The organism is Aestuariispira insulae (genome assembly GCF_003385955.1).
Taxonomy (GTDB): domain Bacteria; phylum Pseudomonadota; class Alphaproteobacteria; order UBA8366; family Aestuariispiraceae; genus Aestuariispira; species Aestuariispira insulae.
Map to the genome: position 1 here is coordinate 168,338 of NZ_QRDW01000004.1, position 12,656 is coordinate 180,993.

Sequence of the window (12,656 nt, forward strand, 5' to 3'; positions counted from 1 at the left end):
TCCGGCAGATCAGTAGTCACATTTGTTGTCGGACATATAATCCTGAACAACGATTTTGCCTGCGATAATGTCCGCTTCCGCCTGGTCGACGGCCGCTTTCATCTCAGCAGAGATCAGTTTCTCGTTATGCTCGTCCAGCGCCCAGCCAACACCGCCTTCTGCCAGACCCAACACATTCATGCCGGGCACGAATTTACCTTCAGAGCTGGATTTGAATACGTTGTAAGCTGCGACATCGACGCGTTTCAGCATGGAAGTCAGCATGGTGCCCGGATGCAGGTGGTTCTGGTTGGAATCAACGCCGATGGCATATTTGCCGGCATCAGCTGCCGCCTGATAAACACCGATACCGGTCCCGCCAGCAGCAGCGAAAACAACGTCCACACCGCGGTCAAACTGACCCTTGGTCAGTTCCGCGCCACGGCCCGGGTCGTTCCAGGCAGAAGGCGTGGAGCCGGTCATGTTCTGGATGACCTCAACATCGGCATTGGCATGTTTGGCACCCTGGGCAAAACCACAGGCAAATTTACGGATCAGCGGAATATCCATGCCGCCGACAAAGCCGACCTTGCCGGATTTGGACGCCATAGCCGCCAAAACGCCGACCAGGAAAGAGCCTTCATGCTCTTTGAAGACGATGGACTGGACGTTGGGTTTGTCTACGACCATGTCGATGATGGCAAAGTTGGTGTCCGGGAATTCCGTAGCCACTTTTTCGATGGCAGGACCCTGGGCAAATCCAATGCCCAATACGGGATTGCTGCCGCGCTGAGCCATTTTGCGGATGGCCTGTTCACGCTGGGTCTCGTTGGTGACCTCAAACTCGCGGTATTTGGTGCCGGCTTCGGACTTGAACCGCTCAACGCCGTTATAGACACCTTCGTTGAAGGACTTGTCGAATTTGCCGCCCATATCGAAGACGACGGCGGGTTTGAAGTCTCCTGCCTGTGCGCTTGCCACGGCGAACATGACCGCGGCGGCACCGGCCGCATATTTAATGGCTTTCATGGTAAACTCCCCTGATGGATTTGTTCTTGGCCGATTATAATCGTGTCGGGCTGCTTTACTACCTTTTTCACAGAAGCTTTAGCCCATCAGATTAGCCCTATAACAGAATTGACCAAATGGTCAAGTTGTAGACTTGATCCGTGATCAATCGGTTGCCCTGCTGGCCGGACTTCTGTAACAGTCGCAGGATCATGGCTAGCAAACCCCATCTTCGCGACCAATTCCTCTTCGGCCTTAATTATGCAGCGCTTTTCAGCGGTGCCGCGATCGTGCTCGCACTCTTTCCGGTCTGGCTGAAAGGGGAAGGGTTCAGCGAAAATGAGGTGGGGCTTATTCTTGGCGCAGCCTTCTGGCTCAAGGTAATTATTGGACCGCTATTTTCATCACTGGCGGATATCACCGGTCGGAGGAAGCTTTGGCTGGCCGTACTCGCCATCGGTTACTTCTTCGTTGTGCTCAGCCTGCATCAAGTTACCGGATTCTGGCCTGTGGCTCTGCTATGGGCGCTGGGCGGGGCGATGTTCACCACCCAAATTCCCATATCTGACAGTATCAGCGTTCTGGCGGTCCGCCAGCGTGCCTTGGATTACGGTTCTGCGAGGCTGTGGGGGTCATTATCCTTCATTGTCGTGTCGTTGTTGGCGGGCTGGTATGTTCAAGGAGGCGAAAATAGCTTGATCCTGGAATTGCTGACCTGGTGTACAGGCCTGGCAGTTCTCGCGGTCCTGTTCCTGCCGGATCTTCGTTCCAACCGGTCTAAAGGCTCAAAAGCTTCCTTTTGGGAAGCCTTCAGGATCCCTGAGTTCCGGACATTTGTCTGGATCGCGGCCTCCATCCAGGCCAGCCATGCGGCGCTTTATGGTTTTGCCTCACTTCATTGGCAGGCGGCGGGTTTGAGCGAATCGCAAATCGCGTTGCTGTGGGCCGAAGGGGTCGTGATCGAAGTCCTGGTCTTCGCTTTTGGTCGCAGATTATTGATAAAGCTTGATATTATCGGTTTGTTATCTTTGGCGATCCTAGGCGGCACGCTGCGCTGGTTCGTGATGGGGCTCACGACTGATCTCGTCTGGTTGATCGCCATTCAAAGCCTGCATGCCTGTACCTATGCCGCCACCCATCTGGCGGTTGTGACCTTCATCACCCGGCGGATCCCCGATCATCTGGGGGCATCGGCCCAGGGGCTTTATGATGTCATGGCCATGGGGATCATCTTTGGCGGTGCCATGTGGATCTCCGGAGAGCTTTATGGTGCACTGCAGGGGAAGACCTTTTGGGTCATGGGGGCTATGACGGTTTTTTCCGGCTTCATGTTGCTGTTGAATATGCGCAAGATCCGGGAAGGCAGCGCCGCCCCGTCGAGGGCGGCTGACTGACCGTTCTTCATTGACCGGGATCAGGCTGTGGCTTCTTCCAACGCTTCGGCCGCTTCCAGCCATGCGGTTTCCGCATCTTCCAAATCCCGCGTCAAATCCGCCAGTTTCTTGTTCATCGCGATCAGTTTTCCGGTGTCATTGCCATAGGAGTCTGGATCCGCCAATTTGGCGTTTACCAGATCTATTTCGGATTGCAGCTTTTCAACCTGTTTTTCCGCCTGTTTAGCAGCCTTTCTCAGATGCGCGCTATTGGCGCGGGCGTCGGCGCGGGCTTTGCGGTCCTGCTTTTTGTTTTGGGCCGGATCTTTCTCGCCTTGTTTTTGCTGCTTTTGCGCACGCCGTTCCTCCCGGCGCTGTTGCAGCAACAGGGATTTATATTCCTCAAGATCGCCGTCAAAGGACCGGCAGGAGCCATCGGAAACCAGCCACAGGCGATCTGCGCAAGCATTCACCAGATAAGGATCATGGCTGACCAGGATGACCGCGCCCTGGTAATCGCCCAACGCCTGGACAAGGGCCTGTCTGGAATCCATATCCAGATGGTTGGTCGGCTCATCCAAAAGCAGGATATGCGGCTTATCCAAACAGATACAGGCCAACGCCAGGCGGGCTTTTTCCCCGCCGGACAGGCTGGAAACCTTTGTTTCCGCTTTATCCTGCACGAAGCCGAAAGCGCCCAGGTGGGTTCTGGCTTCCCGGTCGGTCCATTTGGGGCGATGTGCCAGGATCTGGGTGATGGCGGTATGATGGGCTTCCAATTCATCCAGCTGGTTCTGTGCGAAATAACCAATGGTCAACTTGTTGGATTTGCGCATTTCACCATCGCGGTTGGCCAAGCGACCTGCCAGCATGCGCAGCAATGTAGTCTTACCATTGCCGTTGGCGCCGAGCAGGGCAATCCGGTCATCCATGTCAATCCGGAGGTTTAGATCTTTCAGGATGGGCGGATTGTCACCATAGCCCACAGAACATTGGTCCATGGTTAGAATCGGGGGCGGTAGTTCTTCCGGATCGGGCAGCTGGAAAGTGATCGCCCGCTCAGAAGAGAGCGCCATGATTGGTTCCATGCGCTCCAGCATCTTCAAACGGCTTTGTGCCTGGCGGGCCTTACTGGCCTTATAGCGGAACCGGTCGACAAATTTCTGGATATGTTCGCGCTGGGCGGCCTGTTTCGCGGCCTGAGCGGCGGCGAGAGCTTCCGCCTCCCGTTTGGTCTGTTCGAACCGGTCGTAATTGCCGGTATATTGGGTGATCTTGCCATTTTCCAGATGCAGGATCCGGTTGGGAACTTTGTTGAGCAATTCCCGGTCGTGACTGATCAGGATGATGGTTTTCGGATAGCTTGCAAGATAGCCTTCCAGCCAAAGGGCGGCTTCCAGGTCCAAATGGTTGGTCGGCTCATCCAGCAGCAAAATGTCGGGCTCGGCAAACAGGATGGCGGCAAGTGCCACGCGCATTTTCCACCCGCCGGAAAAATCGCTGATGGGACGCATCTGGGCTGCTTCATCAAAGCCGAGGCCGGCCAGGATGGTGGCCGCCCGCGCCGTCGCGGAATGGGCACCGATATCGGCAAGTCTTGTGTGAATCTCAGCAATACGCTCAGGATCTGTCGCAGTCTCTGATTCGGCCAGCAGGCTTGCGCGTTCTTTGTCGGCAGCCAGCACGATGTCGATCAAGGCGGTGTCGCCATCGGGCGCTTCCTGCGCGACGGTACCCATGCTTTCGCGTGTGCCGATGGTGATCTCACCGCCATCCGCATGCAGCCTGCCGGTCAGCAGATTGAAGAAGGTTGTTTTGCCCGCACCATTGCGTCCGATAAGGCCGACCTTATGGCCATCGGAGATCTGAACGGAGGCATTGTCGATCAATACGCGGCCACCAATGCGATATTCAAGATTCGTAACTGTTAACATGATCAGCGGTCTATCATGGGTGAGGGGGGCTATCAATTGGCTTGATGACGGTAATTGCTGGCAAAAAAGCAACAATCTTGATCGCAATGCGGAGAAGGGGTTGTTTGCGGGGTTGCCCAGATGCAGGAACACGGGTATAAGGCGCGCCCGAACGCCTTGGATTTCCAATGGCGACTAGATTTAGATTCAGAGGCTATATTATGGGCATCGAACGTACCTTTTCGATCATCAAGCCGGACGCCACGCGCCGCAACCTGACTGGCAAAATCAACGCTATGTTTGAAGACGGTGGCCTGCGCATCGTTGCACAGAAGCGTATCCGCATGACCCGCGAACAGGCGGAAACCTTTTACGGTGTGCACAAAGAGCGCGCTTTCTTCAATGACTTGGTTGAATTCATGACTTCCGGTCCGGTTGTCGTCCAGGTTTTGGAGGGCGAAAACGCCATCCTGCGCAACCGTGAAATCATGGGCGCCACCAACCCGGCAAACGCTGACGAAGGCACCGTTCGCGCCACCTATGGCGAGTCCGTTGAAGCCAACTCCGTACATGGTTCCGATGCTCCGGAAACCGCTGCGGAAGAAATCGCTTTCTTCTTTGCTGGTTCTGAAATCACCGGTTAATCGAAGAAAATCGATTGCGATTTAAAAAAGGCCCGGAAATTTTCCGGGCCTTTTTTATTGTCTAATTGATCTGTGTGAATTCAGTCGATCAAAACCGGTCCGGGATGGCCGTTCACCATTGGGGTCTCGCCCTCAACGGTAATTTCGCCCAAAGCAATTTTCCGGAGTGCTTCCGGATAAATGAGATGTTCCTTTTCCAAGACGCGGCCAGCCAGGATTTCCGGTGTGTCTCCCTCCAGGACCGGCACTCGCGCCTGCAGCAGCAGCGGCCCGGTATCCAAATCAGGGCGCACATAATGCACCGTGCAGCCGTGATATTCTTCGCCAGCTTCAATGGCTCGCTTATGGGTGTGCAGACCCTTGTATTTCGGCAGCAGGGACGGGTGGATGTTGATCATCCGGTCCCGCCAGTGATTCACAAACTCGTCGGTCAGCACACGCAGGAATCCCGCCAGGCAAACAAGCTCTACGCCGGCTTTTTCAAGTGCGACAGTCAAATCCCGGTCGAAACTTTCGCGATCCGGATAGGTCCGGTGATCAATCACTTTGGTCGCGATGCCGGCCTTGCGTGCCCGCTCAAGACCATAAGCGCCAGCATTGTTGGAAATGACCAGACCGATTTCGGCAGGCAGATCCGGAGCGGCAGCGGCATCAATCAGCGCCTGCAGATTGGAGCCGCCACCGGATATAATCACGCCAACCTTAAGCGGGCTGGCCATCAAAGCCCCCGGATATGGACGGCGGGACCGTCCTGACGCTCATGCATTTCACCGATGCGGTAAACGCTTTCACCGGCGTCTTCAAGGGCCGCGGTGATTTCGTCCGCTTTGTCGGCTTCGACAAACAGCACCATGCCGATGCCGCAGTTAAAGGTCCGGAGCATTTCGGTCGCCGCGATGTTGCCCGCCTGTGCCAGCCAGTCAAACACCGGTAGCGAAGGCCAGCTGTCGACATCGACACTGCAGGCCAGATCCTCGCCATAAACCCTCGGCAGGTTCTCGTAGAAGCCGCCGCCGGTGATATGGCAGAACCCGTTCACGCCACCGGTTTTCAGGGCGGCGAGGGATTGTTTCACATAAATCCGGGTCGGTTCCAGCAGGGCTTCTCCCAGAGTTTTCCCCTCGGCAAACGGGGCGGCATCGCCAAAGCCAAGGTCATTGGTTTCCAGGATCTTGCGGACCAGGCTGAAACCGTTGGAATGAACGCCGCTGGAGGCTAGGCCGAGCAGGACATTACCGGGTTTGACCTGGCTGCCATCCAACAGACTGTCACGTTCAACCGCGCCGACGGAAAAGCCGGCGAGGTCATAATCGCCGTCACCATACATGCCCGGCATTTCGGCGGTTTCCCCACCGATCAGCGCGCAACCGGCCTGGCCGCAGCCGTCGGCGATGCCGGCGACCACATCACGGGCAACCTCTACCGACAGTTTCCCGCAGGCAAAATAATCGAGGAAAATGAGTGGTTCTGCGCCCTGAACCACGAGGTCGTTCACACACATGGCAACAAGGTCGATGCCGACCGTGTTATGGATACCTGTTTCCAGGGCCAGTTTCAGTTTGGTTCCGACACCGTCGGTTGCGGCAACCATCACGGGGTCTTTATAACCGGCGGCTTTCGGGTCAAAAAGACCCCCGAAACCTCCGAGCGAGCTGTCGGCACCCGGGCGGCGGGTTGCACGGGCCAGCGGCTTGATGGCATTCACCAAATCATTGCCCGCGTCGATATCGACACCGGCGTCGCGATAGGTCAGGCCATTTTTTTTCTGGTCAGTAGCTATGGTATCCTCCACGGAAAAGAGGCTATAAACGGCGTCAGAACATACAAATTTCGGAGAGCTTTGCAATGCCAAGCACCCCCTGTCGCCGCTTTTTTCTGCACTTTTTCTGTGTTTTCACTCTGTTTGCCCTGTTCAATGCGGCGCAGGCAAATGATTCCCTATACGAGGTTCGGCGTATCTCGGTGGATGAAACCGCCAAAACAGAGGTCGCGGCGAAGGAAAAAGGTCTAGCAGTCGCAAAGCGCCGTGGCTTGCAGCGGCTGCTGGAGATTCTCACCCTGCGCCAGGACCGCGGAAAATTGCCAAAAATCAGTGATCAGCAACTAGAGCAGATGGTTTACGGCCTGTCCGTTGCGGATGAAAAAATGTCCCGCGGGCAGGGGCGTTACCTTGCCAGCATTACCATCAAATATCGGCCGGACCTGATTCGCGCCCTGCTGCAGCAAAACGCCATTCCATTTGTGGAGACGCAGAGCAAACGGCTGCTCATTCTTCCTGTCATGCGCCATGCTGGAACAGCATTGCTGTGGGAAGAGGGGAATGCCTGGTTCCAGGCCTGGGCCCGCGAAAGGCTAAAAGGGGATCTTGTTCCGGTGGCTCTTCCCTGGGGTGATCTGGGCGACGTGTCCGTGATTAATGTGCGGGAGGCTTTGGCCGGGGATCAGGAAAAGCTGATGGCCATTGCCGGGAAGTATAATGCCGACGGTGTGGTTTTGACGGTGGCTTCTCTAGAGAAAGCCCCATTGAGCAGTGATCAGGGGATCCGGATTGAAACACGCGTCATGGCCCCCGGCTGGGATGGGGTGAATTTCAAATCAGATTATCGCAGCCAAGAAGGCCAGACACTGGAACAAATTCTGGCCGTTGCCAGCCGCAACACATTGTCGGAACTGGTGGAGAGCTGGAAACGGGGCAATCTGGTGGATCATTCAGCCGGTCGGCGGAATTTGGTGGTCACAGTGAATGTAAGCGGTTTGCAGGAGTGGGTTTCAATTCGCAAGAAACTTGAACAGCAATCCACCATTGACCGATACAGTCTTGAAAGTTTATCGGTTAAAGAGGCTGTAGTTTCAATGGATTATATTGGTACTACGGAGCAATTGCGGACCGCGTTGGCACAAAATGACCTGCGTCTGGATTATGATTTAGCCAAGCAGTATTGGGTGTTAACGGTTAATCGATAGATCTATATGTTCCAAAGGGCGCCTTTGGCATTTTTAAAGATGATGTGAAGCGGGGGAAGGGCATGACGACAGAGAAAAAGACCTATTTTTGGATCGGCGGATTTCTGGTTTTTCTTGTTCTGGTCTATCTGCTTCGTGAGGTGCTGTTGCCCTTTGTAGCGGGAATGGCAATCGCCTATTTCCTGGATCCGGTCTGTGACTGGCTGGAGAAGCATGGCTGTTCGAGAACCATTGCCACCACGATCGTGACGGTTGTTTTCTTTGTGATCTTCATGTTGGTGCTGGCCATCATTTTACCTGCGGCTTTTGCGGAAATCCGGGCCTTTACGGAACGTGCGCCCACCTATGCTGCGAATATTCGCGAAAAATTGGCACCGCTCATCCTGCTGATCCAGGAACAGCTTGCGGGCCAGGATTTTAACTCGCTGACTGACAAAGCCGCAGGCATTTCCGGCACCATATTCAAAGGGGTTGGGCAGATTGCCGGACGTTTGATCAGCGGTGTTGGCGCGATTGTGAATGCCATTTCATTAATCGTTCTGACGCCTATCGTGACGTTTTATTTGTTGCGGGATTGGGATCATATCGTTGCCAAAATTGATGGCTGGCTGCCGCGTTGTCATCTGGAAACCATTCGGGGCATCGCCCGGCAAATTGATCAGACCTTAAGCGGCTTTGCCCGTGGTCAGATAATGGTTTGCCTGTTGCTGGGGAGTTTTTATGGTGTGGGACTTGCCATGGTCGGATTGGAATTTGGTCTGATCATAGGCTTTTTTACCGGGTTGATCTCGTTCGTCCCTTATTTCGGTATGCTGGTCGGATTTGCGTTGGGCATGGGGGTGGCAGTCGCCCAGTTCGATCAGGTACTATATATAGCCCTGGTCGCGGGCGTTTTCGGGATCGGTCAGATCCTGGAGGGATATGTCCTAACACCGCGTTTGATTGGCGGTCGTGTCGGGCTCCATCCGGTCTGGATCATATTTTCCCTGATGGCGGGGGGCGCATTATTCGGTTTTCTGGGCGTTTTGCTGGCTGTGCCGGTCACGGCGGTGATTGGAGTGCTTGCGCGTTTCTCACTGAAGAAATATATGTCCAGCCCGCTGTTCAACCCGGTGATCACAAATCCTGCCGTGTCTGGGCAGGATGATGCCATGAGTGAGGGACGCGACTGAGGCATGAATGCGGCACGCCAACTGCCCCTGGATCTATCTTTCCGTTCCGCGCTTGGGCGGGAGGATTTTCTTGTTGCGCCCTGCAACGAGGAAGCTGTGGCATGGCTGGATAAATGGCCCGTCTGGCCCTCCGTTGCGATGGTGCTGCATGGGCCGCATGGTGCCGGCAAAACACATCTGGTGAATGTCTGGAGGGAACAAGCCCGCGCAAGTCTGATCGAAGGTTGCGATCTGACGGTGGAGAAGGTGCCTGACCTGTTGAAAGATGTGAGCGCTGTTGCCGTGGAAAATGCTCAAGAGGGTAACCATTGGGAAGCGCTTTTCCATCTCTACAATCTTTGCAAGGAAACGGGGAAAACCTTGTTGCTCACCGCGCTGGAGCCGCCATCCAGGTGGAATATCGATCTTGCGGATCTTGATTCCCGGTTGCGAACCGCAGTATCGGCTGCGTTGAAAACGCCAGAAGAGGATTTGATGGCAGCCCTGCTTTTGAAGCAGGCGGCCGATCGGCGCCTGATCATAGGTCCTGAGGTGTTTTCCTATATCTTGCCCCGATTGGAACGGAATTTTACTGCCGTGCGGGATTTCGTTGCCCGTTTGGATGCGGAATCGCTTGCCGCCCAAAGACGCATAACCATTCCTCTGGCCGGGGATGTTCTGGAAGCGTTGCACAGGGAAAAAGAATGAGGCTGAGGGCAGTGGATTCAGCCAAGGCTCCGGGGGGGGACGAAACGACGCAATATCCCGCTGGCCCGCTCTGAAATCCAGTCTGGATCGGGAAATTCGATCTCTGCCAGGCTCCCGGTGGGAAATTTGTTGTTCATTTGTTGGATGAGGTCGGCAGACCCCTGTTTGGCATATTGACGGGCGAAATCCTCCATGACCGGATTATGACCGATCAGCATTATTTTCCGGCTTGCTTCCGAATGTTCCAGAAGAATGTCCCGATAGTCGTCCGGATGGCGGGCATGGTAGATCGCATTGGTGATTCGTATTTCAACGTCATGGATGAAAAAGGGCAGCAGGCGTGAGAGGGTTTCCCGCGTGCGCGCCGCCGCCGAGCATAAGATAATGTCAGGGATCAGTTTTTCCTGCGCCAGATAGGCTCCCATTAACCCTGCGGCTTTTTGTCCTCGGGCGTTCAAGGGGCGGTCGAAATCTTCAAGCTCCGGATTGGCCCAGCTGGATTTCGCGTGCCGGAGAAGGAAAAGATGGTGCATTCAGATTGCCTTTGGGGCTGGTTGCAGAAAAATTGTTACAGATGCAATATACCTGTAACCAAACTATAATATGCGAATGCTAGGTCCATCATGCGATAGAATGTGCTGCCTATCCAAGGGCTGTTTCAAGACCTGCCTTCTTATACAAGCGCACCCTTTGATCGGCCGCGCCGATATTAACTATTCAGGTGAAATTCGTGAGCATCAACGACAATCTCGCAGAGCTGGAAAAAACTGAACAGATCGAGGCGCCAGAAGGGCAAGACGTGATTGATATCAACACGCCGTCCCGCTTCATTAACCGAGAACTCTCGTGGCTCGCCTTTAATACCCGGGTGATTGAGGAAGCGAATAATCCAAACCATCCCTTACTGGAACGGCTGAATTTTGTCTCAATCTCTGCCAGTAATCTGGATGAATTTTACATGGTGCGTGTGGCGGGTCTGACCGGTCAGGTAAAGGCCGGGATCACCAAGCCAAGCCAGGATGGCAAAACTCCTGCCGAACAGTTGGCCGCCATTCATCAAAAGAGCCTGCAACTCATCACAGAGCAGGAAAAGTCGCTGAAGCAGATTCTGCAGGAAATGCGCAAGGAGGGGATATATCTCCTTGAAGTGGAAGAGCTTCTTGCCCGAGACAAAGCCTGGCTGGAAAAATGGTTCCAGGAACATATCTACCCGGCGCTGACCCCGCTGGCCGTTGATCCCGCTCATCCTTTCCCCTTTATTCCCAACAAGGGGTTGGTCATGGCGCTCGAATTGGTGCGTCCGGTGGATGGCAAATTTATGTTCGGCCTGATTCCGATTCCGCACAATATTGAACGTTTCGTGAAGCTGCCGGGGCGCAAGACCCGTTTCATTGCGTTGGAGCGCGTGGTGAGCCTTTTCATGGATCACCTTTTTCCCGGCTTCCAGATCCTGGCCAAAGGCATGTTCCGGGTCATTCGCGATTCCGATGTGGAGATTGACGAAGAAGCGGAAGACCTGGTTCGGACATTCGAAAGCCTGTTGCGCCAGCGCCGCCGCGGCAATGTGATCCGCCTGAAGGTGGACTCACAGATGTCGGACAGTTTGCGTGACTTTGTGATCGAACAGATGGACGTGAAGCTGGATGATGTCTTTGTCATGGACGATTATCTCGGCCTGTCCGATATGCGCCGCCTCAGCGATCCGGCGCGCCGGGATCTGATGTTTGAACCCTATGAGCCGCGTTTTCCGGAACGCATTCTGGACTACGGCGGGGATTGTTTTGCCGCGATCCGGGCCAAGGATTTTGTGATCCACCACCCCTATGAAAGTTTTGATGTTGTGGTCCGGTTCCTGAGGCAGGCGGCAACCGATCCGGATGTTGTCGCGATCAAACAGACTCTGTACCGCACATCGAACCGTTCACCGATTGTGCGCGCCCTGATCGATGCGGCGGAAGCGGGCAAATCCGTGACCGCGCTGGTGGAATTGAAAGCCCGTTTCGATGAGGCGGCCAACATCCGCTGGGCCCGGGATCTGGAGCGAGCCGGTGTTCAGGTCGTATACGGTTTCATGGATCTCAAGACCCATGCCAAGGTTTCGCTGGTGGTTCGCCGGGAGGGCAAGGACCTGAGATCCTATGTCCATCTGGGAACCGGTAACTATCATCCAATCACCGCCAAGATCTATACCGATCTCAGTTTCTTCACCTGCGACAATGATTTGGCGAGGGATGCCGCGCAACTGTTCAACTTCATGACTGGTTATGCTGAACCGAAAGACATGTCGGAGTTGTCCTATGCGCCGTTTTCCCTGCGTAAATGCATCATGGACAATATCGAAGAGGAAATTGCCCATGCGCAGGAAGGGCGGCCTGGCAATATTTGGATGAAAGTGAACAGTCTGGTGGATCCGTCGATCATTGACGGCTTGTACCGAGCAAGCCAGGCTGGTGTTCAGGTCGAGGTTATCGCGCGCGGCATCTGCTGCCTGCGTTCCGGGATTCCAGAGCTCTCAGAGAATATCCGGGTAAAGAGCCTGGTTGGCCGTTTCCTGGAGCATAGCCGGATTTTCTGTTTTGGTGCCGGTAACCGGCTGCCGTCCGCTGGTGCTAAAGTTTACATTGCTTCGGCAGACTTGATGCCCCGTAATCTGGATCGCCGGGTGGAAACCATGGTGCCGATCAAGAACGAGACGGTGAAACGACAGATCCTGGAACAGGTGATGCACGCCAACCTGACGGATGAGGCCCAGTCATGGATCCAGCAACCGGATGGTGATTTCAAGCGCTGCACTCCGGTTGGGAAAGGGTTCAACGCCCATACATTCTTTATGACCAATCCCAGCCTTTCCGGGCGTGGTAAAGCGATTAAAAAAGGCCGGGTGACAAGGAAACGGCGAAAGTAAACAGAATACAG

The 12,656-nt window shown here is 54.8% G+C and carries 11 protein-coding genes; 6 read left to right on the forward strand and 5 right to left on the reverse strand.

Going from position 1 to position 12,656, the window contains the following annotated elements:
* Positions 1 to 9: 9 nt before the first annotated feature.
* Positions 10 to 1,008: a BMP family lipoprotein gene (locus DFP90_RS11645; protein ID WP_115936665.1), complete on the reverse strand. Its 999-nt coding sequence runs from the start codon at positions 1,006 to 1,008 to the stop codon at positions 10 to 12.
* A 191-nt stretch (positions 1,009 to 1,199) separates the two neighbouring features.
* On the opposite strand from DFP90_RS11645, the gene DFP90_RS11650 reads away from it, so the two are divergent.
* Entirely contained in the window at positions 1,200 to 2,381 is a 1,182-nt protein-coding gene (locus DFP90_RS11650) for an MFS transporter (protein ID WP_115936666.1), read from the forward strand.
* A gap of 20 nt (positions 2,382 to 2,401) precedes the next feature.
* Here the strand turns inward: DFP90_RS11650 and DFP90_RS11655 are convergent, their stop codons facing one another.
* Positions 2,402 to 4,294 (reverse strand): ABC-F family ATP-binding cassette domain-containing protein, encoded by a 1,893-nt coding sequence (locus DFP90_RS11655; RefSeq protein WP_115936667.1) that lies wholly within the window; start codon positions 4,292 to 4,294, stop codon positions 2,402 to 2,404.
* A 200-nt stretch (positions 4,295 to 4,494) separates the two neighbouring features.
* Between DFP90_RS11655 and ndk the strand changes: the two genes are divergently transcribed.
* Positions 4,495 to 4,917, forward strand: a complete 423-nt coding sequence (ndk, locus tag DFP90_RS11660) for a nucleoside-diphosphate kinase (protein ID WP_115936668.1) — start codon at positions 4,495 to 4,497, stop codon at positions 4,915 to 4,917.
* A gap of 80 nt (positions 4,918 to 4,997) precedes the next feature.
* Here ndk and purN read toward each other — a convergent pair whose 3' ends face one another.
* Together purN and purM are read right to left on the reverse strand one after the other, a co-directional pair.
* On the reverse strand, positions 4,998 to 5,636 hold the full coding sequence (purN, locus tag DFP90_RS11665) for a phosphoribosylglycinamide formyltransferase (RefSeq protein WP_115936669.1): 639 nt from the start codon (positions 5,634 to 5,636) through the stop codon (positions 4,998 to 5,000).
* Positions 5,636 to 6,709 (reverse strand): phosphoribosylformylglycinamidine cyclo-ligase, encoded by a 1,074-nt coding sequence (purM, locus tag DFP90_RS11670; protein ID WP_245957045.1) that lies wholly within the window; start codon positions 6,707 to 6,709, stop codon positions 5,636 to 5,638. The genes purN and purM overlap by 1 nt, the downstream gene beginning before the upstream one ends.
* A gap of 53 nt (positions 6,710 to 6,762) precedes the next feature.
* Between purM and DFP90_RS11675 the strand changes: the two genes are divergently transcribed.
* The 3 genes from DFP90_RS11675 to DFP90_RS11685 all read left to right on the forward strand — a co-directional run bounded on the left by DFP90_RS11675 (position 6,763) and on the right by DFP90_RS11685 (position 9,740).
* A complete protein-coding gene (locus DFP90_RS11675) occupies positions 6,763 to 7,881 on the forward strand; it encodes a DUF2066 domain-containing protein (RefSeq protein ID WP_115936670.1) in 1,119 nt (372 codons plus the stop codon).
* A gap of 62 nt (positions 7,882 to 7,943) precedes the next feature.
* Positions 7,944 to 9,053: an AI-2E family transporter gene (locus DFP90_RS11680; RefSeq protein ID WP_115936671.1), complete on the forward strand. Its 1,110-nt coding sequence runs from the start codon at positions 7,944 to 7,946 to the stop codon at positions 9,051 to 9,053.
* Positions 9,054 to 9,056: 3 nt separating this feature from the next.
* Positions 9,057 to 9,740, forward strand: a complete 684-nt coding sequence (locus tag DFP90_RS11685; protein ID WP_115936672.1) for an HdaA/DnaA family protein — start codon at positions 9,057 to 9,059, stop codon at positions 9,738 to 9,740.
* Between the two features lie 17 nt (positions 9,741 to 9,757).
* Here the strand turns inward: DFP90_RS11685 and DFP90_RS11690 are convergent, their stop codons facing one another.
* The gene (locus tag DFP90_RS11690; RefSeq protein ID WP_115936673.1) at positions 9,758 to 10,273 is read right to left on the reverse strand and encodes a SixA phosphatase family protein; all 516 of its coding nucleotides are present in this window, start codon (positions 10,271 to 10,273) and stop codon (positions 9,758 to 9,760) included.
* A gap of 224 nt (positions 10,274 to 10,497) precedes the next feature.
* Here DFP90_RS11690 and DFP90_RS11695 point away from each other — a divergent pair, with 224 nt between their 5' ends.
* Positions 10,498 to 12,645, forward strand: a complete 2,148-nt coding sequence (locus DFP90_RS11695; protein WP_115936877.1) for an RNA degradosome polyphosphate kinase — start codon at positions 10,498 to 10,500, stop codon at positions 12,643 to 12,645.
* Positions 12,646 to 12,656: the final 11 nt, after the last annotated feature.